Origin of the sequence: Rhizohabitans arisaemae (genome assembly GCF_025996515.1) — a bacterium.
Taxonomy (GTDB): Bacteria; Actinomycetota; Actinomycetes; order Streptosporangiales; family Streptosporangiaceae; genus Rhizohabitans; species Rhizohabitans arisaemae.
On the sequence record NZ_BLRH01000060.1, the window covers coordinates 1439774 to 1465382 of the forward strand.

Here is a 25609-nt window from a genome sequence, read left to right on the forward strand (position 1 = left end):
GCAGCAAGCATGACGCAGCGCCTCCACCCGCGTGTCCGCGGCAGGAGGATTTCGCACTTGTCCTACGATGCAGGCTCAATCACTGTCCTAGAAGGCCTTGACGCAGTCCGAAAGCGTCCCGGCATGTACATCGGGTCCACCGGTGAGCGGGGACTCCACCATTTGGTCTACGAGGTCGTCGACAACTCCGTCGACGAGGCGCTGGCCGGGTACTGCGACACCATCAGTGTGACGTTGCTCTCAGACGGCGGCGTCCGTGTCGTGGACAACGGGCGTGGCATCCCGGTGGACATGCACCCGGTAGAGAAGCGTCCCGCGGTCGAGGTCGTCCTCACCGTGCTGCACGCGGGTGGCAAGTTCGACGGCAAGTCCTACGCGGTCTCCGGCGGTCTGCACGGCGTCGGCGTCTCGGTGGTCAACGCCCTCTCCAGGAAACTCGACGTCGAGATCCGCCTGCACGGGCACGTCTGGCGGCAGACCTATCTGGGCTCCAAGCCGGCGGCGCCGCTGTCCAAGGACGAACCGACCGACGAGACCGGGACGACGATCGTCTTCTGGCCCGATGAGGACATCTTCGAGACCACGGCCTGGAACTTCGAGACCCTCTCCCGGCGGTTCCAGGAGATGGCGTTCCTCAACCGCGGCCTGACCATCGAGCTCACCGATGAGCGGCCGGACCGGGTGGACGAGGGACCGGTGTCGGTCAGGTACCACTACGAGGGAGGGATCGCGGACTTCGTCCGTCACCTCAACTCGAAGAAGGAGGCCGCCCACCAGTCGGTCATCGAGTTCAGCGAAGAGAACGTCGGGATCTCCGTTGAGATCGCCATGCAGTGGAACCAGAGCTACTCAGAGTCGGTCTACACCTTCGCCAACACGATCAACACGGCTGAGGGTGGGACCCATGAGGAGGGCTTCCGCGCCGCGCTCACCTCGATCGTGAACCGGTACGCCTTCGAGCAGAAGCTGCTCAGGGACGGCAAGGACGACAAGCTCACCGGTGAGGACGTCCGCGAGGGCCTGACGGCGATCATCTCGATCAAGCTGGCCGATCCCCAGTTCGAAGGTCAGACCAAGACCAAGCTGGGCAACACCGAGGCCAAGTCGTTCGTGCAGAAGGCGTGCAACGACCATCTACGCGACTGGTTCGAGCGCAACCCCGGTGAGGCCAAGGAGGTCATCCAGAAGGCGACCCAGGCGGCCAGGGCGCGGATCGCGGCACGTCAGGCGCGTGACCTCACCCGGCGGAAGAGCCTGCTGGAGTCCGGGAGCGGTCTTCCCGGAAAGCTGGCGGACTGCCAGTGGACGGACCCCGAGAAGTGTGAGCTCTTCATCGTCGAGGGTGACTCGGCCGGCGGCTCGGCGAAGGGCGGCCGGGACTCCAAGTTCCAGGCGATCCTCCCGATCCGCGGCAAGATCCTGAACGTCGAGAAGGCGCGGATCGACAAGGTCCTCAAGAACAACGAGGTCCAGGCGCTGATCACCGCACTGGGGACGGGCGTCCACGCCGAGTTCGACCTGGCGAAGCTCCGCTACCACAAGCTGATTCTGATGGCCGACGCCGACGTCGACGGCCAGCACATCCGGACCTTGCTTCTCACTCTGCTGTTCCGGTTCATGCGGCCGCTGATCGAGGCCGGTCACGTGTACGTCGCGCAGCCCCCGCTCTACAAGATCAAGTGGGACAGGAAGGGCGAGGACGCGAGCTACGCCTATTCCGACCGGGAGCGGGACGCCATCATCGAGGCCGGGCTCGCCGCGGGACGCCGTGACCCGCGCCTCCACGACAACGTTCAGCGGTTCAAGGGACTGGGCGAGATGAACGCGGGCCAGCTCTGGGATACGACGATGAACCCGGACACGCGGGTCCTGCTCCAGGTGACCTTGGACGATGCCGCCCAAGCGGATGAGATGTTCAGCGTGCTCATGGGTGAGGACGTTGAGGCACGGCGTAACTTCATCACCAGAAACGCCCGGGATGTGCGATTCCTCGACGTCTAGTGGTCAGCCGCCGCGGTAGCCGTACGACTTATTAGGAAAGGGAACCTCAACCCGTGACGGAAGTGAACACGCCGCCCACCGATCGGATCGAGCCGGTCGACATCCAGGTCGAGATGCAGCGGAGCTACATCGACTACGCGATGTCCGTCATCGTCACCCGGGCACTGCCGGACGTCCGTGACGGACTCAAGCCGGTACATCGGCGAGTGCTCTACGCGATGTACGACGGCGGCTATCGGCCGGATCGGGGGTACTTCAAGTGCTCCCGCGTCGTCGGTGACGTCATGGGGTCCTTCCACCCCCACGGTGACGCCCCGATCTACGACGCGCTGGTCCGGCTGGCCCAGCCCTGGTCGTTGCGGTACCCGCTGGTGGACGGGCAGGGCAACTTCGGATCCCCGGGCAACGACACCGCGGCGGCGATGCGGTACACCGAGTCCAAGCTCGCGCCCATCGCCATGGAGATGCTCCGCGACATCGACAAGGACACCGTCGACTTCCAGCCGAACTACGACGGCCGGTCGCAGGAGCCGAAGGTTCTCCCCTCCCGGTTCCCGAACCTGCTGGTCAACGGATCGGCCGGCATCGCGGTGGGCATGGCGACCAACATCCCGCCGCACAACCTCCGCGAGGTCGCCGAGGGCGTCCAGTGGTGTCTGGACAACCCCGGCGTCTCCGACGACGAGCTCCTCGCCGCGCTGATGCTGCGGATCAAGGGCCCGGACTTCCCGACCTCGGCCCTGATCGTCGGCCGCAAGGGCATCGAGGAAGCGTACCGGACCGGCCGGGGCTCGATCACCATGCGCGCCGTCGTGGAGGTCGAGGAGGACGTCAAGGGACGCCAGTGCCTCGTCGTGACCGAGCTTCCCTATCAGGTCAACCCGGACAATCTCGCCCTGAAGATCGCCGAGCAGGTGAAGGAAGGCAAGATCTCCGGCATCGCCGACGTCCGGGACGAGACATCCGCGCGGACCGGCCAGCGCCTGGTGATCGTGCTCAAGCGCGACGCCGTCGCCAAGGTCGTGCTGAACAACCTCTACAAGCACACCCAGCTCCAGGACACCTTCGGCGCGAACATGCTGGCCCTTGTGGACGGTGTGCCCCGTACCCTGCGGCTCGATCAGTTCGTCCGCCACTATGTGACGCACCAGATCGAAGTGGTGGTACGGCGGACACGCTACCTGCTCAGGAAGGCCGAGGAGCGCGCCCACATCCTGCGCGCGCTGCTCAAGGCGCTGGATCGGCTGGACGACGTCATCGCGCTCATCAGGGCGTCCGAATCCGCCGCCGCCGCGCAGCGGGGCCTCATGGACCTGCTGGAGATCGATGAGATCCAGGCGCAGGCCATCCTGGACATGCAGCTGCGCAAGCTGGCCGCGCTCGAACGTCAGCAGATCGTCGACGAGCACGCCGCGCTGATGACCCAGATCGCGGATTACCAGGACATCCTGGCCTCCGAGACCCGGCAGCGGACCATCGTCTCCGAGGAGCTCGCCGAGATCGTCGCCAGGTACGGCGACGAGCGCAGGACCCAGATCATCGCCTACGACGGCGACATGTCGGTCGAGGACCTGATCGCCGAAGACGACGTCGTCGTGACCATCACCAGGGGCGGTTACGCCAAGCGCACCAAGACCGACCTCTACCGGGCGCAGCGACGCGGCGGTAAGGGCGTCCGCGGGGCGGCGCTCCGCCAGGACGACATCGTCGACCACTTCTTCGTGACCACGACCCACCACTGGCTGCTGTTCTTCACCGACCGCGGCCGGGTCTACCGGATCAAGGCCTACGAGCTGCCCGACACCGCCAGGGACGCACGTGGCCAGCATGTGGCCAACCTGCTCGCCCTCCAGGCCGACGAGCGGATCATGGAGGTGCTCGACCTCCGTGACTACGAGGCGGCGCCGTACCTCGTCCTGGCCACAAGGTCGGGGTTGGTCAAGAAGACCCGTCTTTCCGAGTACGACTCACCGCGTTCAGGTGGCCTCATCGCGATCAACCTGCGAGAGGATGACGAGGTGATCGCCGCCAGACTGATCTCGGAGAGCGACGACCTGCTCCTCGTCTCCCGGGGCGCCCAGGCCATCCGCTTCACCGCCTCCGACGAGGCGCTGAGGCCGATGGGCCGTGCGACCTCCGGCGTGAAGGGGATGAGCTTCCGCGACGGCGACGACCTGCTGTCCATGAACGTGATCCGTGAGGGAACGTTTGTCTTCACGGCCACCGACGGCGGATTCGCGAAGCGGACCGCGGTTGAGGAATATCGTGTACAGGGTCGGGGCGGTCTGGGTATCAAGGCGGCGAAGATAGTCGAAGGACGTGGTCATCTCGTCGGGGCACTCGTCGTGGACGAGACCGATGAGGTGATGGCCATCACCAGCGGGGGTGGTGTGATTCGAACTCGCGTCGCCGAGGTACGCGACACCGGTCGTGACACTATGGGCGTTCAGCTCATCAACCTGGGCAAGGGAGATTCCGTAGTCGGTGTCGCACGCAACGCGGAGTCCTTGGAGACCTCGCTTGAGGCCACGCCGGAGACGGATGAGAACGGGGGAGGAGAGTAAGCGGTGAGCACCCATGTCGCTTCCGGGTCCGGTACAAACAGAAACTCGAACAACCGTCCCGGAGCAACAGGTGGGGGTGCCGGGTACGAACCCCGCAGCTCCGACTCCGATACCGTGGAAAAGACTGTGAATTCAGTGAACAGTGGATCCCAGCCGGGCCCCAACGAATCGGGTAAGAAGCCCGCTGGTCGTAAAGACAACTCGGAGCCGTCCGCGGCGGAGACGACGGACCCCGGCCTCCGGCCGATCAGTCCGCTGGAGGCGAACTCTGCCGCGGCTCCGTCCTGGCCGCCCGCGCCGTGGGATCGGACCAAGGAGAACTCCGGCAACTCGAGTGTCACCACCGAACGGGGTCCCGGTGGAACACGGTTCACGGTCGGAGCCGCACCCACGGGTTCCCCGCCGCCGAAGGCGCCGCTGAAAGATCAGGCGCCGCCGACCAAGCCGGTGCCTCCGGCGAGCTCGGGAACCGGGAAAAGCGGATCGCCGACCACGGGGAAGAAATCCGCAAGAACGCCGCGTAAGGCCCACCTCGTCCTCCGGCGCGTCGAGCCGTGGTCGATGATGAAGTTCAGCTTCGTCCTCTCCCTCGTCTGCTTCGTCGTACTTTTCGTGGCCGTTGCCGTGCTGTACGGAATCCTCTCCGCAGCCGGCGTCTTCGACGCCATCGTCAACATGGTCAACCAAGTCCTCGTCGACGGGAACGCCGGCGGAGGGATCAACGCCGCCGAATGGTTCGACGCGGTACGGGTACTGGGCTACACCGCGCTCCTCGGTGCGCTCAACGTCATCCTGATCACGGCGCTCTCCACCCTTGGCGCCGTGATCTACAACGTCGCCTCCGACCTGGTCGGCGGCGTCGAAGTAACGTTCAGCGAAGCCGAATAGATAACAGGGTGCTCGTGGACGCCGAGGCAGGTAAGCTTGCGGTCGTCGCAGGGGCTCGATTTCACCTTCGAGCCCCAGATGCGATACCGTTTCGGCGTCCACAAACGCACGGGGCTATAGCTCAGTCGGTTAGAGCGCTTCCCTGATAAGGAAGAGGTCCCAGGTTCAAGTCCTGGTAGCCCCACGCGACGAGAGGCGAGGTATGCCTGCGGAGAACGCAGGCCTGCCTCGCCGCTTTATTTTTTCTGGGGGCCTCGCCCCCAGACCCCGAGCCGGAGGGCTTCGCCCCCGGACCCCCATCACCCCGGCTGGCCTTTCCACGGGCTGGCACGGAACGGCTGGGGTCTCCACGGTCGCGTGGAGAGGAAGCTTGTCCGGGGCTTAGCCCCCCAGACCCCAGCCGGAGGGCTTCGCCCCCGGACTCCCATCGCCGGGGCTGGCCTTTCCACGGGCTGGCGCGAAACAGCCGGGGTCTCAGCCGGGAGGCTTCGCCACTGAGATCCCCATTGCCGGAGGGTCCGCTGCCGGGCTGCACGTTGTACGGTGCTGGGGAGGAGGGCTGACGCTTAATGGCAGACGAGCAGATCACGACAATCGGCAGATGCCACATGTGCAAGCGAACCTTCGGCTTCACCCCTGCGACCGTCATGACAGTCGCGATAGACCCCGCATCCAATCTTCCGCTAGGCATGACGATTTCAGGTGTTTTCCGTGAGCCGACGCCGGAAGCCACCGTCAGGGCGGTGAAGCATCCCATCTGCTCCGACTGTGTGAACAGGGTGAAGCAGCTCAGCGAATTCATCAACCCGCCCGCACTGCAATTCGACACATGGCAGAGAGGCAACCCTTGATCCTGCCTCAGGATCCAACCTGAGATGATCACGGGTGTGGCCATACGACCCTGGGTTGCCGTGCTGTGTTGGATTGGGGCGATCTTGCTGTCGCTTCTTCCGCATTGGGGGTCGTTGCAGGTGGATTCGGAGATCCACGTCTGCGCCTACCTGGACACCGAGAACGGGTACACCGGTCGCGCCGTGCTCGGGCTGGGCTTCGGCGCCTTGGCCATGCTTCTCCCCCTTGTCCTGGTGGTTTCCGCGGTGGCTGCTTGGCGATCACCAGGCCGGAGAAGTCTCCTGACTCGGGTTGCAGCGGGTGGGGCGCTCCTGACGGCCGCCTACTACGCGCTCTCCACCGTCGCCTTCTTCTCCCCTGACTGCCCTTCGGGTTCGCAGGGGCTCTCGTTCGTGCTCCCGCTCTACGGCGCCGTCGCCGTACTCGTCCTGATCGCCGCTACCCACCGAACCGGTGTCGGCGCCGGGACACGCCCGTAAGTCCTTCCCGGATGGCGAAGGCGTGTCCTGGCAGGCCCACTCATGTTTCCAAAGATCGAAAGTGGTCGCTTCGCATCCACTTAAGGCTTAAGGGAGGTGGAGCAAGCGGCCTTCCATGCCGCCGGTTACGCCGATCACTTCGCCGGTCAGGTGGCCGGCGGTGACGGGAGACAGGAGCCAGGCGACGGCGTTCGCCACGTCCTGCGCTTTCGCGGGCTTGTTGAGGGCGACGGTGGACATCGCGCGGTTCAGGAGGGCCGGATCGGTTGCGGCCGGCTTTTCCGGCGGTGGCGTCCATCCCGGGGAGACCACGTTGATCCGGGCGTGTGGGGCGTCGCGCACCATCTCGTTCTTGAGGCTGAGGGCCAGCCCGTAGGCGACCGCGGCTTTGGCGGCGGCGTAGTCGGCGTGGCCGGCCTCACCGAACCGTCCTGCTGCGGAGGCGATGAGCACGATGGCGCCGTCGCCTGTGCGTCGCAGGTGCCGGAGGTACTCGCGGCAGGTCAGGAAGGTGATGGTGAGGTTGTCGCCGATGGTCGCGGTCCACCGGTCGAGGGGCATGTCGGCGACCGGTACGGGGGGTACGGGCCATCGGCCGGCGCCCGCGACCAAGCCGTCGAGCCGGTCGAACCGTTTCGTCGCCGCCGCGACCAGTGCGGCGACCTCCTTCTCGTCGCGGAGGTCCGCCGCGACCGGGTGGCCGCCGGTCTCCTCGGCCAGCGACTCCGCGGTGTCCCGGTCACCGCGGTAGTGGATGGCGACGTGGGCGCCTTCGGTGGCCAGGGTTCGGACGATCGCCTGCCCGATCTGTCCGGTCGCGCCGGTGACCAGGAAGGATTTGCCGGCCAGGCCGAGGTTCATCGGTCACCTCCGCGGTAGGGCGTGACGGTTGTCTGCGGCTGGGGAGTCGCGGCGAGCGCGCGGATCACGGTCGGCCGGTCGGGGCCCGCGCCGACGGTGCCGTGGGTCTGGACGGCGAGGCCGGCTGCGGCCGTGGCCATTCGGACCGCGTCGCGGAGCCCGTGGCCGGCGGCGATTTCGGCGGCGAGCGTGCCTGCGAAGGTGTCCCCGGCGCCGGTCGTGTCGACGACCCGCTCCACCGGTGCGGCCGGCTGCGTCCACACGACGTCCTCGGTGGTCGCGTACGCGGCTCCTCGGGCGCCGGCGGTGACGATCACGGTGGTGCCGTGGCGGTGTGCGAGCCGGGCGGCGAGGTACGGCGCTTCGGTGGGGTTCTCGTCCAGGAGTTGCCCCGCCTCGACGGTGTTCAGGATCAACAGGTCCACGGCGGACAGTGTGGACCGCCGGACGGTGACGATCGGAGCCAGGTTGAGGATCACCGGCACCGCGTGCGGTGTCGCCAGGGCCACGACCCGGTCTATCGAATCGCCGCCGAGTTCGCCCTGCATGAGCACGACCGGCCGGTGCGGGCGGGCGTGTTCCAGGAACCGGCTCACCCGGTCGGCTGCGAGGGCGGTGTCGAGGCGGCCGTTGGCGCCGGTCACGACGACGATGCTGTTCTCGCCGGTCCGGTCCACGGTGACGTACGCCCGTCCGGTTGGGCAGTCGGGTATTCGCTGGATCGCGGATGTGTCGAGCCCTTCGGCGGCGAGCTCGGTGATCGTCTGGTCCGCGGCGGGGTCGTCCCCGACCGCGCCGAGGAGGGTCGTGCTCGCGCCCATGCGCGCCGCCGCGACCGCTTGGTTCGCCCCTTTGCCGCCGAGGCCGTCGAAGGTGCCGAGGGCGAACACGGTCTGGCCGGGCACCGGAAGGGTGTCGACGGTGGTGACCAGGTCGCGGTTGATGGAGCCGACCACGAGTACTTGAGGTTTCATTCGCCGTCCTGATCGTCTCTCCGGCCTGCGGAAAGTTCCACAAGACCTCTAGCCCAAAATAGTACGTACCTTTATTATTCGTACATTAAGTGATGGGAGGGCGGATGGCTAGGACCGTAATCCGTGGCGGCGCCGTGCTGACGATGGGGCCGCCGGGCTTCCTCCGCGGCGACGTCGCGGTGGAAGGCAACCGCATCGCCGAGGTCGGGCGTGTCTCGCCCGGGAAAGCGGATGTGGAGATCGACGCCTCGGGCTGCTGGGTGCTGCCCGGTTTCGTGCAGACCCACGTCCACCTGTGCCAGACCCTGTTTCGCGGGCTGGCGGAGGACCTGGACGTCATGGAGTGGCTCGACCGGTGGATCTGGCCGTTGGAGCAGGCCCTGGACCGCGAGGCCACGGCCGCTTCCGCTCGGTGGGGGATCGCGCAGCTGCTCCTGTCGGGCACGACGGCGTTCAACGCGATGGAGACCGCGCGGCACACCGACGCGGTGTTCGAGGCGGCCGCGGACCTGGGCGCCCGGGCCGTCGTCGGCAAGGCGTTGATGGATCGGCGGGAACCCGGTACCGACCTGCTCGGCGAGACGACCGACGAAGCCTTGGCGGACCTCACCCGGCTGGTGGATCGCTGGCACGGCGCCGCGGACGGCCGGCTGCGGGCGTCGGTCGCCCCGCGCGCCCCGAGTTCGGCGACGGAACGGATGTGGCGCGACGGCCTGGAGCTGGCGCGGCGACGCCGGCTCGTCGTCCACACCCATGTGAACGAGAACCGGGGCCAGGCGGAGCTCGTCTCCGATTTCAACGGCGGACGCGACGTCGAGGTACTCGACGGGCTTGGCGCCCTGGGGCCCCGTACGGTGCTGGCGCACTGCGTGTGGCTCACCGACCAGGAGATGTCGTTGCTGGCGTGGTCCGGTACGAACGTCGCGCACTGCCCCACCGCCAACCTCAAGCTCGGCTCGGGTGTCGCGCCCGTACCGGAGCTGCTGGCCCGGGGTGTCAACGTGGGCATCGGCACCGACGGCGCCGCCTGCAACAACAGCCTGGACGCCCTGGACGAGATGCGGATGGCCGCCCTGGTGCACCGCCCTCGGTCGGGGGCCGGCGCGATGGGGGCACAGCGTGCTCTCACGCTCGGTACGGTAGCGGGCGCTCGGGCGCTGGGGCTGGACGCCGGAACGGTGGAGGTCGGCCGACTCGCCGACATCGTGGTCATGCGGACCCCGGAGGCGGGACACCTCCACGAGACGGCCGATCCCGCTACGCACGTCGTGTTCGCACCCGACCGCCGGGTGACGGCCGTACTCGTGGACGGGCGGGTCGTGGTCGAGGACGGCGAGCTGGTTCACGGGTGTCTGCGTGACATCGAACGGGACGCGTTCGCGGCCCGGCGGCGAGTGGTGGAGCGAATGAGGGAACGCCGTGCGGTACGCCAGGCTGGGTGAGCGCGGACCGGTCGTGTCGAGGTTCGGTCTCGGTACCATGGCGCTGGCCGGAGCGAGCCCCGAAGACGCCGACCGGATCGTCGGGGCGGCGCTGGACGCCGGGATCACCCTGCTCGACACCGCGGACGTGTACGGCGACGGGCGGGTCGAGGAGCTGCTCGGCCGGGTGCTGACCGCGGAGCGGCGCGAGAAGATCGTGCTGGCCACCAAGTTCGGCCTGCCGATGGGATCGGATCCCAAGGCCCGCGGGTGCTCGGCACGATGGATCCGCACGGCGGTGGAGGGCAGCCTGCGGCGGCTGCGGGTCGACCACATCGACCTGTATCAGGCACATCGGCCGGATCCCGAGACCCCGCTGGCGGAGACGCTTGAGGCGCTGCACGACCTGGTCACCGAGGGAAAGGTGCGGTTCACCGGTACCTCCGCGTATCCGGCCGAGCAGCTCGTGGAAGCACAGTGGCTCAGTCAACGGCATGCCTTGGCGGCGTGCTGCAGTGAGCAGCCCGCGTACTCGATGCTGGTCCGCTCCGCGGAACGGTCCGTGCTGCACACCTGCCGCCGATTCGGCGTCGGCGTGATCACCTGGAGCCCGCTCAACGGCGGGTGGCTGACCGGCAAGTACCGCCGGGGTCAGCCGCCTCCGCCGGATTCGCGCGCGGCGCGCGGCAACCCGTTCGTCGTCCCCACCGACACCGCCAAGCTCACCGCCGTCGAGTCGCTGGAGAAGATCGCGCAAGACGCGGGACTGCGGCTGGCCGACCTGGCCCTGGCCTGGTGCCTGGAACACCCGGCGGTGACCTCGGTTCTGCTCGGCCCCCGCACGCCGGGCCAGCTCGACGGGGTGACGGCGGCCCAGGCCGTCTCCCTTGACGAGGCGATGCTCGACGCGATCGACCAGGTGGTTCCCCCAGGCGTCGACCTGGATCCCCGCAACACCGGCTGGCACCCGGACGCGCTCACCACGCGGCACCGTCGCCGCCGGCCCGCCGACTATCCGACCAGCAACCCGTGAGACCGAAGGTAGTCCGCCAACGAAGGAGAGCGTCATGCTCGTCAGCCAAGTTCCGGCCTTCAAAGAATATTGGTATCCCGTCGCCTACTCCGCCGACGTGGTCCAGGTGCCGCGCCCGGCCCGCGTGCTCGGTGAGGACTACGTCATCTGGCGCGGCCGGGAGGGAGTCGTCGGCGCCGCCGTCGACGAGTGCCCGCACCGCGGTTCCCGGCTGTCGCAGGGCTGGATCGAGAACGGCGATCTGGTCTGCGGCTACCACGGCTGGGCGTTCGCTCCCTCGGGCGCCTGTACCCGTATCCCTCAGAACGACCCGGACGCCCCGATCCCGCCGCGGGCCCGGGCCCTGTCGGTGCTCGTCGAGGAGCGCTACGGCCTGGTCTGGATCTGTCCAGGTATGCCGCGGGAGAGCGTTCCCGAGCTGCCCGAGGCCGACGACCCGCAGTTCACGCTCATCCACGAGCTCATGGAGGTGTGGCGGGCGTCGGCCCCCAGAGTGATCGACAACGCGCTCGACGTCTCCCACCTGGCCTGGACGCACCGGAACACCATCGGCGACTCGTCCAACCCCCGCATGAACAACCTCAAGGTCGAGCGAGTCGGCCAGGTGCTGCGTTCGCGGGTCAGCTACATCTCGCGGCTCACCCCCGAGCAGCGGCGTAACACCGGACTCTCCGGGGACTTCACCACCCGGGTGACCAACTCCGAACTGGTCCAGCCGTTCGTGTTCCGCGACGTGATGGAGTACGAGAACGGGCTGCGCCACGTGCTGTTCAAGACGGCGACCCCGGTGGACGACACGCACACGCTGTTCTGCCAGTTCGTCGCCCGCAACGACAACCCGGACGAGGACAAGGTCGCAGGCATCGTCGCCCTCGACCGGAAGATCCAGAGTGAGGACAAGGAGCTCCTCGAACAGATCCGGCCGGAGTTCCCGCTGGAGATGCAGACCGAGATGCACACCCGCACCGACCGGATGACCGTGGAGTACCGCCGGATTCTCGCCGAACTCGCAAGCGAAAGCTCCCTGGTTCCACCCGACCGTACCTGGTCCCGGCCCTTCGTGGACGCGGCCCGTGCTTCCGTCAAGACCGCGACCAACCCGCGTGAGCAGGGGTGAAACCGATGACCTACCCGATCAGAAGGCGGTACCGCCGCAGGACGGCGATCCTGCTCTTCAGCTTGTTCACCCTGTCGGCCTGCGGCGGCGGAGAGTCCGGGAACGGTACTGCCGGCAACGGAGGGTCCACAGCCGGCGGCCCGCACCTGTGGTCCCTGGTGACCGACGCCAACGGGCTCGGCGACCAGGGATTCAACGACCTGGGCAAGCAGGGCGTCGAAGAATCCGCCGAGTCCTTGGGCGGCAAGGCGTCGGTGATCCAGTCCGGTTCGCAGAGCCAGTTCGTCCCCAACCTCCAGCAGGCCGTCGCCTCGGGCTCCACCACCGTGACGGCGGTGGGGTTCGCCCTGGCCGACGCCGTGACCCAGGTCGCCAAGGCGCATCCGAACAGCCGGTTCATCCTGGTCGACGCGGTCGCCGTGGACGCGGCCGGCAAGTCGCTGCCCAATGTGGCCGGAATCAGGTTCCGCGAGCATGAGGCGGCTTTCCTGGCGGGCATCATCGCCGGCAAGACCACGAAGACCAACAAGCTCGGCTTCGTCGGGGGTGTCGAACTGCCGTCCGTCGTCCGGTTCCTCACCGGTTTCCAGGCCGGCGTGAAGCAGGCCAACCCGAGTGCCTCCGTACGCACCGCCTACCTGGGCAACTTCAACGACTCCGCCAAGGGGAAGGGGCTGGCGACCGCGCACTTCGACGCCGGTGCCGACATCGTCTTCGAGGTCGCCGGCGGCGGCGGGCTCGGAGTCTACGACGCGGCGAAGACCCGTGGCCCGGGTGTCTGGGTGGTGGGTACGGACACCTGCAAGCAGCGGCTGGCACCGGACAACTACCTGACCGCGGCGACCAAGGACGTCCCCGGTGCGGTGCTCCGGCAGAACCAGGCCGCCGCCGACGGGAAGTTCACCGGCGGGGAGATCTCCCTCGGCCTGGCCGAGAAGGCGGTGGGCGTGTGTGAGGAGACTTTCGCCGGTCTGCCCGCCGAGGTGAAGGATCTGGTGGAGAAGGCGAAGGAGGCGGTCGGCAGCGGTAAGATCACGGTCCCGTCGACGCCGGACGAGCTCAGCCGCTTCACCCCGACGGCGCCGTAATGACGACCCGGCGACCGGTACCGGCCGGGGAGGACTCCCCTGCGGTGCGGCTCTGCGACATCACCAAGACGTACGACGCGTTCCGCGCGAACGACCACGTGACCCTCGACGTCGCCCGGGGCACGATCCACGGCCTGCTCGGTGAGAACGGCGCCGGTAAGTCGACGCTGATGAACATCCTCAACGGCAGTGTGCGACCGGACGGCGGGCGCATCGAGGTCGACGGGCGCCCGGTTCGGCTGCGTACCACGTCGGACGCCCGAGCGGCGGGCATCGGCATGGTGCACCAGCACTTCAGCCTGATCGACCGGCTGACGGTGGTGGAGAATCTGGCGCTCGTCGCCCGCCCGTCGTCGTGGCCGCGCCGCTGCGTCATGCCGGTGGACCTCGTCGGCATCGAGGAGCGGGCACGCCTGCTGGCCGACCGGCTGCGGTTCGCCGTGGACCCGCGGGCCCGCTGCGGGTCGCTCGGCGTCGGGGCGCGCCAGCGCGTGGAGATCATGAAGGCGCTCTGGCACCACGCCCAGGTCGTGATCATGGATGAGCCCACCGCGTCGTTGTCGCCCGTGGAGGCGCAGGAGCTGCTCAGCACGCTGCTCACCCTGCGGGAGCAGGGGGCGACGGTGATCCTGATCAGCCATAAGATGCCGGAGATCCTGGCGGTCTGCGATGAGGTGACGGTCCTGCGCGACGGCCGGGTCAGCAGGCGGCTGTCCATCGGCGCCGACGATCGTGACCCCGGCCCACGGCGGGACCGCCTGGAGGCCGACCTGGTCCAGGCGATGATCGGCCGGCCCCGCCCGGACCCGCCCGCCCGTGCCGCCGCGCCGGGGTCGCCCCGGCTCGTCCTGCACGGCGTCGGCGACGGCGCCCGGGTGGGGCCGGTCGACCTCTCCGTGCACGCCGGGGAGATCGTCGCGGTGGCCGGTGTGGAGGGCAACGGTCAGGCCGAGCTGATCGAGCTGATCGTCGGGGTCCGACGGCTCCGCACCGGCCGGGTCCTCCTCGGCTCGCGGGATGTGAGCTCGGACGGCCCGAGAACGCGGCTGGCATGCGGCCTCGGCCACATCGCCGAGGATCGCCACGCGGCGGCGATCGCCACCCGGATGAGCGTGACGGCGAACGCCGCGTTCGGCTTCGTCGGCGCCCGGATGGGCCGGCGGTGGTGGCTGCCCGCCCGCACCATGCGGGCACACGCCGGGTCCATCGTCGACCGGATGTCGGTACGGCTGCCGGGCCTCGGGGCCAACATCGAAGGTCTGTCCGGAGGCAACCAGCAGAAGCTGGTCGTCGGACGCGAGCTGGCACGCGACCCGAGCGTGCTGATCGCGGGCCAGCCGACCAGAGGTCTGGACATCGGCGCCGCCGGCGACGTGCATCGCGAGCTCGCGGCGCTGCGTGACGGCGGCGCCGGCGTCCTGCTGGTCAGCATGGACCTGACCGAGGTGCTCGCCGTGGCCGACCGCATCGTGGTCATGCGCTCGGGCCGGATCGTCGGCGACGTCCCCGCCGCCGACGCCGATGTGGACACGCTCGGCGGCTGGATGACCGGCGCCCAGCCGTCCGAGCAAAAGGGCGTCCAGCCGTCCGAGCAGAAACTGGTGGGCGCATGATCCGGCTACCCGCGATCAAGATCCAGCAAGGGTTGTCCAGCCGTCCGTTCCTGTCCGCCGGCTCCTTCCTGGGCACGCTGGCGCTGGCGCTGGCCGCGGCCGTCCCGCTCATCTATCTCGCCGGCACCGATCCGGTGACGGCCTACGGTGCCCTGCTGCGCGGGAGCGTCGGCGACCAGTACGCGCTCAGCGAGACGGTCGTACAGGCGACTCCGCTGCTCGTTGGCGGCCTCGCGGTGGCGCTGGCGTTCCACGCAGGGCTGTTCAACATCGGCGTGGAAGGCCAACTGGTCGTGGGCGGCCTCGCAGCCGCCGCGGTCGGGGTGAACCTGGACCTGCCCGCCGCCGTCCATCTGCCCGTGGCGGTGCTGACCGGCGCCGCCGCGGGCGCGGCGTGGGCCGCCATCCCCGCGGTCCTCAAAGCGTGGCGCGGTGTGCACGAGGTCGTCACGACGATCATGTTCAACTACCTGGCGTTCGGGCTTTCCCGCCACCTGGTGGCCCCGGGCGGAGGGCTCGCGTCCGCGACCCAGCCGTCGGCCTCCGACCCGGTTGCCGACGGCGCGCGGTTGCCGGCGCTGACCGAGACAACCCGTATCCACAGCGGTGTGCTGCTGGCGGTCGCCGCGGTGATCGCGGTCGGCTGGTTCCTCTACCGGACACCGGCCGGCTTCAAGCTGCGTATGGTCGGCGCCAATCCGACGACCGCGTCGTTTCACGGCGTCGGCGTACGCCGGGTGCAGATCGGGGCGCTGATGGGCTCGGGGGCGCTGGCCGGTCTCGCCGGAGCAAGCGAGATCCTGGGCCTGTACGGGCGATACCTGGATTCCTTCTCCCCCGGCTACGGCTTCCAGGCGATCGCCATCGCCCTGATGGGGATGCTCACCCCACTCGGGGTTCTCGCTGCGGCGGCGTTCTTCGGCATGCTGGCCGCGGGTTCGGTGGGGTTGCAGTCCGTCGGGATCAGCCGAGAGCTGATCAACGTTGTCTCCGGTCTGGTCGTCGGGTTCGTCGCGGCCCAACCGGCGCTCATCGGTGCGTACTTGCGCCGCCGCCGGAAGCGGCAGGCGAGCGGGCAGGGCGAGGACGCCTCGGCGGCACCGGCCGACGTCGATGCGAGGAGCGCACATGTCTGACGTGCTGAATCTGGCGTGGGTGGTCAGCGCGATCACGCTGGCCACCCCGCTGATCCTGGCGATGCTCGGCGGGCTGATCAGCGAACGCAGCGGCGTCATCAACATCGGGCTGGAAGGCCAGATGCTGGTCGGCGCGTTCACCGGGGTACTGGTCAGCTATCTGACCGGCAGCGCGGTGCTGGGCCTGGCGGCCGCGGTCGGCGCCGGTGTCCTCTGCGGGCTGGTGTTCGCCGCCTTGACCATCGGGATCCACGCGGACCAGATCGTCGCCGCCACCGCGGTCAACCTGGTCGGGGCGGGGCTGACCGCCGCGTTGGTGCCCATCGTCTGGGGGGTGGACGGCATCAGCCCGGAGGTGGCGCGGATACCGGCGGTGAGTGTGCCGGGATTGTCGTCCCTGCCCATCCTGGGGGACGTCTTCACCAAACTCACCGTGCTGGACTACGCGGCGTTCGGCCTGGCCGTCGCCGTCTGGTGGCTGCTGTTCCGCACGCACCTCGGCTTGCAGCTGCGCGCGTGCGGGGAGTCGCCCGAGGCGGCGGACACCGCCGGGGTGCCGGTACGGCGTCTGCGCGTGGTCGCGCAGCTGTGCGCCGGCGGGCTCGCCGCACTCGGCGGTGCCAGCCTGTCCCTGGCGACCATCGGCCTGTTCGTGGCGTCCATGAGTCAGGGCCGGGGCTTCCTCGCCCTCGCCGCGTTGCTGTTCGGCAAGTGGCGGGTATGGCCGGCGGTCGCGGTGTGCCTGCTGTTCAGCCTGGTGGACGCCCTCCAGCTCCGGCTGCAGATCATAGAGTCCGCGATCCCGCACGAGCTGCTGATCGCGCTGCCCTACCTGCTGGCGGTGCTCGCCCTGGCCACGTTCGTCGGCCGCGCCGCCGCCCCGGCGGCGATCGGCCGGCCGTTCACCCGGCGGTGAGCCGCCGCTCCGGCACCGGGGGAGGCAGGAGGTGCCCACGGTGCCGGGCCGCCGCCTTACGACGGCGTCGGGCTGCCGGTGATGTCGCGGCCCGCCAGCAGGCGCAGCCCGTCCATGAAACCGGGGATCGCCCGCGCCTCCGCGAAGTAGTCCACGTCGATCCGGCCCATGATCACCACGCAGCGGCGGGCGAGATCCCGCCCTTGCGCCGTGACCATCACCCGGACCGCCCGGGCGTCATCGGTGTCCCGGACCCGCTCGATGTGCCCGTCCCGCTCCAGCACCTTGAGCACCTGGGAGGTCATCACGGCCTCCAAACCGGCATGCTCGGCCACGTCGCGCTGCCGGGGAGCCTCGCCGGTGCGCCCGAGCCACCACGTGCTGCTCAGCACGAGGAACTGGACGTGGGTCAGCGACATGTCGGCGAGCGCGGCCGCCACGTGGCGCTGCCAGCGGAGTGTCGCGTGCCGCAGCAGGAAACCGGGGGTGTTGCCGGCCGAATGGTGGCGCAATGCCTCTTCGAGTGCGATTTCGTCAAGATTCCCAGTGGCATCGAAGGCATTCGGCGCGTCAGCTCGCGCCATTCCCGCACCTTATCCCTGCGGAAGATCTCATGGCGCCAGTCTAGTGGCCGCGCCGGCGCGGTCGACGTATCCGATCTCATCGAGGAACAGAGGTGACCCATGAAACTCATCGTCGACAGCGACGGCGGGATCGACGACGCCGTGGCGCTCTGGTGGCTGTGCGGCAGGTCCGATGTCGACGTCGTCGCCGTCACGGCCGTCGGCGGCAGTGTGCCCGTACACGATGCGGGGCGTAACCTTCGCGTCATCCTGGAGGCGGCCGGTCGCCCGGACATCCCGGTCCACGTCGGGCTCGACCCGACCGGCCCGGCGCCGCCGACCCGCAGGCCGGTTCTCATTCACGGTCACGACGGGCTCGGAGATCTCGGCCCCAGGGTTCCCGTGGAGCCGGCGCTGACCGCGCCGACCGGGCCGGAGGTGATCGCGCGCGAGGTCTCCGCCGGTACCTCGCTGCTCACGCTCGGCCCCCTGACCAATGTGGCGGCCGCCGTCCGTTCGTCCGCGGGGACCGCGAAAGCCCGGCTGACCCTGATGGGCGGCAGCGCCCGGGCCGGCGGCAACGCCCGCCCGGGCGCGGAGGCGAACATCGCCCACGACCCCTCGGCCGCGGCGGCGGTGCTCGCGGCCGATTGGGCCGCTCCCCCACTCATGATCGGACTGGATGTGACCCACACGGCGACCCTGACCGACGACGAGCTCGGCCTGCTGCGTCGCCGGCTCACTCCGGCCGCCGATTTCCTGGACGGCCCGCTGGCCGTGTACCGGCGCTTCGGCGCCGGTCTGTGCCCACCGGGGCAGACCCCCTGCCACGATCTCCTGGCGGCGATGGCCTGCGTGGATCCGACCCTGGTGACGGCCGAGGTTCTCCCGGTCGCCGTGGACACCGGGGGGAGCGCCGCGTGGGGTCAGACGGTTGTGGACATGCGGCCCCTGGCCCGGCGACGGTCCGGTGGGGCGACGCTTCCGGACGACGGCAACGCCGCGGCGGACGGCAGTCCGGTGGCCGTGGCACTCGACGCCGACGTCTCGAGGTTCCGCCGTCTGGTTCGCGAACTTTTCGCCGGGAGTCACCTCTTGCAAATTAGTTAAGGTACGAACTAATCTAATAATAAAGGTACGAACTAATATCGCGATGCGGACCGTGATCATGAGGTCCGCTGAACCCGCCGTTCGGGAAGGACTCTCCGTGACTCTGCCAACGATTGAAGAAGCCGCCCTGACGTCCAGGACCGCCCTGGTCATGGGCCATGGCGGAGGGAGCGACTGCCTGGTCGCGTCCCTGGTCGCCGACTGGCTGGGCCGACTCGGCGTCCAGCGCATCATCCTCGGCGGGGTCGCCTGCCAGTGGTGGCTTCCGGCGGACGCGGAGCCGAAAATCCGGCGGACGACCGTGGGCCCGGACTTCTACCAGCCCCTCGACCTGAAGCCGGCCCAGCCGCTCGGGGAGAACGCCGTGATCGTCCTTCCGGATACGCAGATCGACGGCCGTCAGCCGCATGAGGCGACCGCCGCCCGCCACTTCGGCGGGGAGGCGTTCGTCGTCTCCTTGCGCGGCGGCGGCCGGGGCGTCGCCGACGGGATGCGGCAGGTCATCGCGCACTACGGCGCGGACCTGCTGGTCAGCGTGGACGTCGGCTCCGACACGCTCTCCACCGGCAACGAGATCCGGCCCACGCAGACCTCACTGGCCGACCACCTCACCCTGGCCGGGTTACTCCAGCAGGAGTGCCGCAGCTACTTCGCCCTGGCCGGATACGGCGTGGACGGCGAGATGGAGATCGAAGAGCTGGACCGGAACCTGAGCACCGCGGTCAAGGCGGGCGCGCTGCGCGGCGTCGTGACCGCCAGCAACGCGGCCATCGAGCGGGTGGCCACCCTGCACGACGAGGCCTACGACCCGGTCGGCAGCCTCGTCATCAAGGCGGGACGCGGTGATTTCGGGCTCCACCGAACCCTCAAGAGCAACCCGTTCGGCGAGGTCGTCCGGGTCGGGCCGGCCGCCCTGCCGGTCTGGGTCTTCGACCCGCGGATCGTGGCCGACAGCGTCGCCGCGCACGCGAAAGACCTCGTGCCGACGACGACGGACGCGGAGGCCGAGCAGACCTACCGCTCACTCGGGCGCATACCCGAGATCAGCCTGCCCCGCTTCGTCGACTTCCAGCGCTGACCGCGGGAACCGCCATGGGCTCCGCGATTCCCGTGATCGTCGGCCGTCGTACGGCCGAGTGCGCCGACGTGGTCGTCCTCGACCTGGTGCGGGCCGACGGGCTGCCGCTGGATTCGTGGAGCCCCGGATCACACATCGACCTGCTCCTCGACATCGGTGCGGAGGCTCCGCTCCCCCGCCAGTACTCCCTGTGCGGCGACGTCGGCGACGGCACCCGCTGGCGAATCGCCGTACTGCGCGAGCAGTCCGGCCGCGGCGGCTCGGCGCACATCCACGACCACCTGCACGAAGGCGCCGCCACGGCCGTACGCGGCCCGCGCAACAACTTTCCGCTGGAGCCGGCGCCGGAGTACCTGTTCATCGCCGGCGGCATCGGGATCACGCCCCTGCTCCCCATGATCGCCGAAGCGGAGCGAACCGGTACGCCATGGCGGCTGTACTACGGGGGCCGGACACGGACCAGGATGGCGTTCGCCGAACCACTCGCGACGACGCACCCGGACCGCGTCACCCTGATCCCGCAGGACGAGCACGGACTGCCGGACATCGACGCGATCGTCCGTACGGCCGCGGCGACGACCGCCGTGTACTGCTGCGGTCCCGCCGGCCTGCTCGACGCCGTCGAATCGACCTGCCGGACGGCCGGCCGGCGGCCCCCGCACCTCGAACGGTTCGCGCCCAAGGCCCGCAAGAGCGACGAGACCGCGGACGGCGAGTTCGAGGTGGAACTGGTTCGCACCGGGGTCACCTGCACGATCCCACCCGGACGGAGCATTCTGCAGGTCGCCGAGGAAGCCGGTGCCGACGTGTTCGGCTCCTGCCTGGAAGGCATCTGCGGGACCTGCGAGACCACCGTCCTGGACGGCACACCCGACCACCGCGACTCGGTGCTGCCCGACGGAGCCGAAGGCACGATGATGATCTGCGTCTCCCGGGCGGCGTCCCGGCGCCTCGTGCTCGACCTCTGACCGCGACCGACAACCGCGTGACGTTTAGCGGCGCGGACCGTCCACGCGCGAGCACGGGCGGCCGCCGTACCCAACCCGACCCTGCCGAGCTGCGAAAGGACGCCCTGACATGCCGGTGCCCGCCGCCGACCCGCGCGCCCTGCCGGACCTCGCCGTCCGCACCCTCGGCGGCGGTGTCGTCTGGGCCAACGACGAACTGTTCGCCGGCCGGGAGAACCTGGTGAACCCGTGGCCGCCCTCGTTCACCCCGCGCACCTTCGGGGCCAAAGGCCAGGTCTACGACGGATGGGAGACCCGGCGGCGCCGCGAACCCGGGCACGACGCGGCCATCGTCCGCCTCGGAATCCCCGGCCTGGTGCACCTCGTCGTCGTCGACACCACCCATTTCACCGGGAACTCCCCCACCTCGGCGTCGATCGAGGCCCTGTGCCGGGACGGCCACCCGTCCGCCGACGACCTGCGGGCGGCCACCTGGACCCCGCTGGTCCCGCGATCACCGCTGCGCCCCGACGGCGCCAACGCGTTCCCGGTCGCCTCCGACCGGCGGTGGACCCACATCCGCCTGACCATCCACCCCGACGGCGGCGTGGCCCGGCTGCGGGTCCACGGCGAGGCGGTCGCCGATCCGCACCTGGTGGCGGCCCTCGGCACCGTGGACCTCGTCGGCGTCGGGGTCGGCGGGCGCGTCATCCGCTGCAGCAACCGGTTCTACGGGGAACCGCAGCGGCTCATCGAACCCGGGCCCGCCCGGTCCATGGGTGAAGGCTGGGAAACGGCCCGCCGCCGCGGGCCCGGCAACGACTGGGTGGAGCTGCGCCTCGCCGCACGGGGCACGGTCCGGGTCGCCGAACTCGACACCACCTGGTTTCTCGGCAACGCCCCCGCGTTCGCGGCGCTCTCCGCCTACGACGGACCGGGCGACCCGCCCGGCGACACGTCGTGGCGTCCCCTGCTCCCCCGCACTCCCCTGCAACCCGACACAAGGCACTTAATCGTGATCGACGCCGCAGACCCGGCCACGCACGTACGGCTCGACATCCACCCCGACGGCGGCATGGCCCGGCTCCGGCTCTGGGGCACCCCGACCGGCGACGGGCTCGCCGCCCTGCACTCGCGCTGGCAGGCGACCGCCCCATGAGCGACGACCTGATCACGCGTCTGGACCGGATGCCGATCGCCGACCTGCGTGCCGCCCTGCACACCGTCTGCAGTTCCCTCCGATGGGTCGAGGTGGTGTCCGCGGCCCGGCCGTACCGGCACACGCAAGCCCTTCTCGCCGCTGCGGACGCGGCATCGGCCCAGCTCACCGAGGCCGACGTCGACGAGGCCCTCGCCGGCCATCCCCGGATCGGGGAACGCGGCGCCGACCCCGTCGCGCACCGGGAACAGGCTCGCGTGTCGGGCGCCGAGACGCTCGCCGAGCTCGCCGCCGCCAACCGCGAGTACGAGGCCAGGTTCGGGCACATCTACCTGGTGTGCGCCGACGGCCGTACCGGAGGGGAACTGCTGGCCCTCCTGCGCGCCCGTCTCGGCAACGACGGCGCCGCCGAACGCCGGGTGGTACGCGACGAACTCGCCAAGATCAACCGACTGCGGCTGCGGCGGCTGGCGCAGGAGGACCCGTGACCACGACGGTGACCACCCACGTCCTCGACACCGCCCTCGGCCGACCGGCCGCGGACCTGCCCGTACGGCTCCAGCGCGCGGACGGGACCGTCCTGGCCGAGGCCCGTACCGATCACGACGGCCGGGCCAGCCTCGGCGCGGCCGGACCCGGTGAGCACCGGCTCGTCTTCGTCACCGGCGAATGGTTCGCCGCCGCCGGTCGCACCACCTTCTATCCCCAGGTCCCGGTGACCGTCACCCTCGGCGAGGGACACCACCACATACCCCTGCTCCTCTCGCCGTACTCCTATTCCACCTACCGAGGGAGCTGACGATGGGCATCGTGCTCGGCGGCAACCGGTACGGCAAAGCCGAAACCCACGTCGTCCGCGTCGTACGCGACACCCCGCGCCACCGGATCCGCGACCTTGTGGTCTCCACCTCGCTGCACGGCCGCTTCGACGAGGCGCACACCACCGGCGACCAGTCCGCCGTGCTCCCCACCGACACCCAGAAGAACACCGTGTTCGCCTACGCCAAGCAGGTCGGCGTCGCCTCCCCCGAAGCGTTCGCCGTCGCCCTGGCCCGGCATTTCATCGACGATGTGGCGACCGTGACCTCGGCCCGCGTCACCGTCGACGAACACACCTGGACCAGGGCGACCGTCGACGGCGATCCCCACGACCACACGTTCACCCAGACCGACCGCGCCGTCAGGACCGTCGCCGTCACCGCCGGGAACGGGCACACCCATGTGCTGTCCGGGCTCCGCGATCTCGTCCTGCTCAAGTCCACCGGGTCGGAGTTCCACGGATTCCTGGCCGACCGGTACACCACCCTCGCCCCCACCGTCGACCGCGTGCTGGCCACCTCCCTGGCGAGCCGCTGGCGGTGGTCGGCCGTGCCCGACGACCCGGACGCCGCCTACGACGAGATCCGGGCGATCCTGGTCGCCCGGTTCGCGAAGGTCCACAGTCTGGCGCTGCAGCAAACCCTGTGGCGTATGGGCAAGGCCGTCCTCGAAGCGCGCGACGACATCGCCGAGATCCGCCTGTCCGCGCCCAACAGACACCACATTCTCGCCGACCTCGCGCCTTTCGGGCTGCCGAACCCCGGGGAGGTCTTCTGGGCGCAGGACCGTCCCTTCGGCCTCATCGAAGTCACCGTGGCGAACGACAGACACCGGCCGGTACCCGAAGCCTGGCGCGACCTGCCCGGGTACATCTGACGTTCATCCGCCGGAAACCCGCTTGGGTCTAAGTTGACCAGGTGAGTCGGTGTTTGGGCAGACTGGAGGGACGTCGCGCCGGAGCGCACTCCGGCCTGCCCGCTGGAGGTACCCCGCCCTGACCCGGCAGCCGAGATCCCGGCCCCGCGGAAGAGTCTCCGCCGGGCTCCGGGCGCTGTGCGGGGACCTCTCCCCCACCGCGGGCCGGTCGCTGTTCTCCCTGCCCCCGGATCGGGTCTCCTCAGCCGGCTGGCTGGTTCAGGTGCTCGTCGTGCTGTACGCGACACTGCTCGGCGCGATCACATGGCATACCTTGATCGAGGACTACGGCGTCGGCAACGAGCACGCCGTGATGCTCGCCCTGGCCCTCTCCGCGGCTCTGGTCACCAGCCTGTACCTGCCTGTGTGCGCCTGGTGGATATCGCTGGCGGCAGCCGTACTGACCGCTGTCGCCGGTTCCGGGACGCATGGTGTGGTCTGGCCGGTGCCCCTGCTCGCAAGCCATGTGAGCGTCCTGGCCCTGGTCGGGCTCACGGTCCGGCACCGGGTGCTGCTGGAGATGTGGGCCATCACCCTGGTGACGGGGGTCCTGCTGTCCTTCACGTCGGCGGGGGACGGCAACCTGCTCGGGACCGTGGAGATGACGGTGCTCTCCGGGGCCGTACTGATCGCGGTCGGGGCGATCCGCGAGCGAAGCGAAGCGGTCGGCAGGATGAACCGGGCCGAACTGGTCCGCGGCGAGGAGCAGGCCCGCCGGGCCCTGCTGGAGGAACGGGCCCGGCTGGCCAGGGAGCTCCACGACGTGGTGGCCCACCACATGTCCGTGGTCGCCATTCAGGCGGAGGCGGCGCCCTACCGGGTCGCGGACCCCCCCGAGGAACTGGCCCGGAGCTTCGCCGTGATCCGGAGCCATGCGCTGGACGCGCTCACCGAGCTGCACCGGGTGCTGGGCCTGCTGCGGGAGGGCGGCCCGAACGGGGAACTGGACCCGCAGCCGACACTCGACCGGCTGGACGACCTCGTGGCGAAGGTACGGGAAGCGGGGCTGGACGTCAGCGTGGAGCGGAGCGGTGCCAAGGTCCCGGCTCCCCCCGGCCTGGAACTCTCCGCCTACCGCATCGTGCAGGAGGGACTGAGCAACGTCCTCCGGCACGCTCCCGGTGCGGAGGTCCTGGTTCGCGTCGTGTATCGAGCGGATTTCCTGGAGCTTGAGGTGGTCAACCGGCCGTCCGGGGGAGCCTCGGTCGTCCCCGCTTCACCCGGGCACGGGCTCCTTGGCATGCGGGAGCGCGCCGCCATGCTCGGGGGAGAACTGGAGGCCGGGTCCCGGCCCGACGGGGGCTTCGCGGTCACCGCACGACTGCCACTGGGTGAAAGGGGAACGGGTGACCGTTCGAGTACTGATCGCTGACGATCAGGCCATGGTGCGTGAGGGGCTCTCCGTACTGCTCAACGCTCAGCCCGACATCGAGGTGGTCGGCGAGGCGACGGACGGACGGGACGCCGTGGCCAAGGTCGACGAGCTCCGGCCCGACGTCGTCCTCATGGATGTGCGAATGCCGTTGCTGAACGGCTTGGCGGCCACCCGTAAGGTCGGGAGCCGCACCAAGGTGATAGTGCTGACCACTTTCGACCTGGACGAGTACGTCTTCGAGGCGTTGCGGGCCGGCGCCAGTGGATTCCTGTTGAAAAGCGCATCGGGGCGGGAGCTGAGCGATGCCGTTCGCGTGGTCGCGGGCGGCGACGCGCTGCTGGCGCCCTCGGTGACCCGGCGTCTTATCGACACCTTCTCCCGGCTCGGTCAGCCGCGGGCGAGCAGTCTGATCAAGGTTGACCAGCTGACCGAACGCGAGACCGAGATTCTCCTGCTCATCGCGAGCGGGATGTCGAACTCAGAGATCGCCGATCACCTCTCGATTGCCGATCAAACCGTGAAAACCCATGTGAGCAATATTCTCACCAAGCTTGGATTGCGTGATCGTACCCAAGCGGCGATATACGCCTTCGAGACGGGATTGGTGAAGCCCGGCGAGGAGCCGGCCGAAACGATCTGACTCATACTTCAGAGCCAGATCACATTATGGCGCTCAGGGGGCATGACGTTCACAGTCGCC

24 protein-coding genes and 1 tRNA gene are annotated in these 25609 nt (G+C 69.4%); 22 read left to right on the forward strand and 3 right to left on the reverse strand.

Going from position 1 to position 25609, the window contains the following annotated elements; all coding sequences use genetic code 11:
• Positions 1 to 57 precede the first annotated feature (57 nt).
• From gyrB to RUR_RS35115, 6 genes are all read left to right on the forward strand, one after another.
• On the forward strand, positions 58 to 2001 hold the full coding sequence (gene gyrB / locus RUR_RS35090) for a DNA topoisomerase (ATP-hydrolyzing) subunit B (protein WP_428847043.1): 1944 nt from the start codon (positions 58 to 60) through the stop codon (positions 1999 to 2001).
• A 53-nt stretch (positions 2002 to 2054) separates the two neighbouring features.
• On the forward strand, positions 2055 to 4565 hold the full coding sequence (gene gyrA / locus RUR_RS35095) for a DNA gyrase subunit A (protein ID WP_283139535.1): 2511 nt from the start codon (positions 2055 to 2057) through the stop codon (positions 4563 to 4565).
• A gap of 135 nt (positions 4566 to 4700) precedes the next feature.
• Positions 4701 to 5453, forward strand: coding sequence for a DUF3566 domain-containing protein (locus RUR_RS35100; protein WP_283139536.1), 753 nt, complete (start codon positions 4701 to 4703; stop codon positions 5451 to 5453).
• 110 nt (positions 5454 to 5563) lie between these two features.
• Positions 5564 to 5637, forward strand: a tRNA-Ile gene (locus RUR_RS35105).
• Positions 5638 to 6022: 385 nt separating this feature from the next.
• Positions 6023 to 6304, forward strand: a complete 282-nt coding sequence (locus tag RUR_RS35110) for a hypothetical protein (protein WP_283139537.1) — start codon at positions 6023 to 6025, stop codon at positions 6302 to 6304.
• A gap of 120 nt (positions 6305 to 6424) precedes the next feature.
• Complete coding sequence (locus RUR_RS35115; RefSeq protein ID WP_283139538.1) at positions 6425 to 6784, forward strand: hypothetical protein; 360 nt, start codon at positions 6425 to 6427, stop codon at positions 6782 to 6784.
• A gap of 87 nt (positions 6785 to 6871) precedes the next feature.
• On the opposite strand, the gene RUR_RS35120 is transcribed toward RUR_RS35115, so the two are convergent.
• A complete protein-coding gene (locus RUR_RS35120; RefSeq protein ID WP_283139539.1) occupies positions 6872 to 7645 on the reverse strand; it encodes an SDR family NAD(P)-dependent oxidoreductase in 774 nt (257 codons plus the stop codon).
• Entirely contained in the window at positions 7642 to 8619 is a 978-nt protein-coding gene (locus RUR_RS35125) for a ribokinase (protein WP_283139540.1), read from the reverse strand. Before RUR_RS35125 ends, RUR_RS35120 begins: the two co-directional genes overlap by 4 nt.
• 104 nt (positions 8620 to 8723) lie before the next feature.
• On the opposite strand from RUR_RS35125, the gene RUR_RS35130 reads away from it, so the two are divergent.
• From RUR_RS35130 to RUR_RS35160, 7 genes are read left to right on the forward strand one after another with little or no spacing between them, the layout of a single operon-like run.
• On the forward strand, positions 8724 to 10061 hold the full coding sequence (locus RUR_RS35130) for an amidohydrolase (RefSeq protein ID WP_283139541.1): 1338 nt from the start codon (positions 8724 to 8726) through the stop codon (positions 10059 to 10061).
• A gap of 13 nt (positions 10062 to 10074) precedes the next feature.
• Positions 10075 to 11073 carry an aldo/keto reductase gene (locus tag RUR_RS35135; RefSeq protein WP_283139542.1) on the forward strand — a complete coding sequence of 333 codons (999 nt, stop codon included), beginning with the start codon at positions 10075 to 10077 and terminating at the stop codon, positions 11071 to 11073.
• Positions 11074 to 11107: 34 nt separating this feature from the next.
• Complete coding sequence (locus RUR_RS35140; protein WP_283139543.1) at positions 11108 to 12190, forward strand: aromatic ring-hydroxylating dioxygenase subunit alpha; 1083 nt, start codon at positions 11108 to 11110, stop codon at positions 12188 to 12190.
• A gap of 5 nt (positions 12191 to 12195) precedes the next feature.
• A complete protein-coding gene (locus RUR_RS35145; protein WP_283139544.1) occupies positions 12196 to 13278 on the forward strand; it encodes a BMP family lipoprotein in 1083 nt (360 codons plus the stop codon).
• Positions 13278 to 14891 (forward strand): ABC transporter ATP-binding protein, encoded by a 1614-nt coding sequence (locus RUR_RS35150; RefSeq protein WP_283139545.1) that lies wholly within the window; start codon positions 13278 to 13280, stop codon positions 14889 to 14891. The genes RUR_RS35145 and RUR_RS35150 overlap by 1 nt, the downstream gene beginning before the upstream one ends.
• Positions 14888 to 16027 carry an ABC transporter permease gene (locus RUR_RS35155; protein WP_283139546.1) on the forward strand — a complete coding sequence of 380 codons (1140 nt, stop codon included), beginning with the start codon at positions 14888 to 14890 and terminating at the stop codon, positions 16025 to 16027. The genes RUR_RS35150 and RUR_RS35155 overlap by 4 nt, the downstream gene beginning before the upstream one ends.
• On the forward strand, positions 16020 to 16943 hold the full coding sequence (locus RUR_RS35160) for an ABC transporter permease (RefSeq protein WP_283139547.1): 924 nt from the start codon (positions 16020 to 16022) through the stop codon (positions 16941 to 16943). The genes RUR_RS35155 and RUR_RS35160 overlap by 8 nt, the downstream gene beginning before the upstream one ends.
• 56 nt (positions 16944 to 16999) lie before the next feature.
• On the opposite strand, the gene RUR_RS35165 is transcribed toward RUR_RS35160, so the two are convergent.
• Positions 17000 to 17527 carry a MarR family winged helix-turn-helix transcriptional regulator gene (locus RUR_RS35165; protein WP_283139548.1) on the reverse strand — a complete coding sequence of 176 codons (528 nt, stop codon included), beginning with the start codon at positions 17525 to 17527 and terminating at the stop codon, positions 17000 to 17002.
• Between the two features lie 99 nt (positions 17528 to 17626).
• On the opposite strand from RUR_RS35165, the gene RUR_RS35170 reads away from it, so the two are divergent.
• From RUR_RS35170 to RUR_RS35210, 9 genes are all read left to right on the forward strand, one after another.
• Entirely contained in the window at positions 17627 to 18616 is a 990-nt protein-coding gene (locus RUR_RS35170; RefSeq protein WP_283139549.1) for a nucleoside hydrolase, read from the forward strand.
• A gap of 97 nt (positions 18617 to 18713) precedes the next feature.
• Complete coding sequence (locus RUR_RS35175; RefSeq protein WP_283139550.1) at positions 18714 to 19694, forward strand: DUF1152 domain-containing protein; 981 nt, start codon at positions 18714 to 18716, stop codon at positions 19692 to 19694.
• Between the two features lie 14 nt (positions 19695 to 19708).
• A complete protein-coding gene (locus RUR_RS35180) occupies positions 19709 to 20662 on the forward strand; it encodes a PDR/VanB family oxidoreductase (RefSeq protein WP_283139551.1) in 954 nt (317 codons plus the stop codon).
• Positions 20663 to 20771: 109 nt separating this feature from the next.
• Entirely contained in the window at positions 20772 to 21800 is a 1029-nt protein-coding gene (alc, locus tag RUR_RS35185; protein ID WP_283139552.1) for an allantoicase, read from the forward strand.
• Entirely contained in the window at positions 21797 to 22288 is a 492-nt protein-coding gene (gene uraD / locus RUR_RS35190) for a 2-oxo-4-hydroxy-4-carboxy-5-ureidoimidazoline decarboxylase (RefSeq protein ID WP_283139553.1), read from the forward strand. The genes alc and uraD overlap by 4 nt, the downstream gene beginning before the upstream one ends.
• Positions 22285 to 22599, forward strand: a complete 315-nt coding sequence (uraH, locus tag RUR_RS35195; RefSeq protein WP_283139554.1) for a hydroxyisourate hydrolase — start codon at positions 22285 to 22287, stop codon at positions 22597 to 22599. The genes uraD and uraH overlap by 4 nt, the downstream gene beginning before the upstream one ends.
• Before the next feature lie 2 nt (positions 22600 to 22601).
• A complete protein-coding gene (gene pucL, locus RUR_RS35200) occupies positions 22602 to 23495 on the forward strand; it encodes a factor-independent urate hydroxylase (protein WP_283139555.1) in 894 nt (297 codons plus the stop codon).
• Positions 23496 to 23544: 49 nt separating this feature from the next.
• Entirely contained in the window at positions 23545 to 24906 is a 1362-nt protein-coding gene (locus RUR_RS35205; protein WP_283139556.1) for a sensor histidine kinase, read from the forward strand.
• Entirely contained in the window at positions 24881 to 25549 is a 669-nt protein-coding gene (locus RUR_RS35210) for a response regulator (protein ID WP_283139557.1), read from the forward strand. Before RUR_RS35205 ends, RUR_RS35210 begins: the two co-directional genes overlap by 26 nt.
• The last annotated feature ends 60 nt before the right edge of the window (positions 25550 to 25609 follow it).

What these genes read in the sequence shown, in the direction of transcription:
- RUR_RS35110 (WP_283139537.1), top strand. Translation starts at nt 6,023, where the DNA reads ATGGCAGACGAGCAGATCACGACAATCGGCAGATGCCACATGTGCAAG.
- RUR_RS35120 (WP_283139539.1), bottom strand. Translation starts at nt 7,645, where the DNA reads ATGAACCTCGGCCTGGCCGGCAAATCCTTCCTGGTCACCGGCGCGACC.
- RUR_RS35125 (WP_283139540.1), bottom strand. Translation starts at nt 8,619, where the DNA reads ATGAAACCTCAAGTACTCGTGGTCGGCTCCATCAACCGCGACCTGGTC.
- RUR_RS35130 (WP_283139541.1), top strand. Translation starts at nt 8,724, where the DNA reads ATGGCTAGGACCGTAATCCGTGGCGGCGCCGTGCTGACGATGGGGCCG.
- RUR_RS35140 (WP_283139543.1), top strand. Translation starts at nt 11,108, where the DNA reads ATGCTCGTCAGCCAAGTTCCGGCCTTCAAAGAATATTGGTATCCCGTC.
- RUR_RS35145 (WP_283139544.1), top strand. Translation starts at nt 12,196, where the DNA reads ATGACCTACCCGATCAGAAGGCGGTACCGCCGCAGGACGGCGATCCTG.
- RUR_RS35150 (WP_283139545.1), top strand. Translation starts at nt 13,278, where the DNA reads ATGACGACCCGGCGACCGGTACCGGCCGGGGAGGACTCCCCTGCGGTG.
- RUR_RS35155 (WP_283139546.1), top strand. Translation starts at nt 14,888, where the DNA reads ATGATCCGGCTACCCGCGATCAAGATCCAGCAAGGGTTGTCCAGCCGT.
- RUR_RS35160 (WP_283139547.1), top strand. Translation starts at nt 16,020, where the DNA reads ATGTCTGACGTGCTGAATCTGGCGTGGGTGGTCAGCGCGATCACGCTG.
- RUR_RS35165 (WP_283139548.1), bottom strand. Translation starts at nt 17,527, where the DNA reads ATGGCGCGAGCTGACGCGCCGAATGCCTTCGATGCCACTGGGAATCTT.
- RUR_RS35170 (WP_283139549.1), top strand. Translation starts at nt 17,627, where the DNA reads ATGAAACTCATCGTCGACAGCGACGGCGGGATCGACGACGCCGTGGCG.
- RUR_RS35180 (WP_283139551.1), top strand. Translation starts at nt 19,709, where the DNA reads ATGGGCTCCGCGATTCCCGTGATCGTCGGCCGTCGTACGGCCGAGTGC.
- alc (WP_283139552.1), top strand. Translation starts at nt 20,772, where the DNA reads ATGCCGGTGCCCGCCGCCGACCCGCGCGCCCTGCCGGACCTCGCCGTC.
- uraD (WP_283139553.1), top strand. Translation starts at nt 21,797, where the DNA reads ATGAGCGACGACCTGATCACGCGTCTGGACCGGATGCCGATCGCCGAC.
- pucL (WP_283139555.1), top strand. Translation starts at nt 22,602, where the DNA reads ATGGGCATCGTGCTCGGCGGCAACCGGTACGGCAAAGCCGAAACCCAC.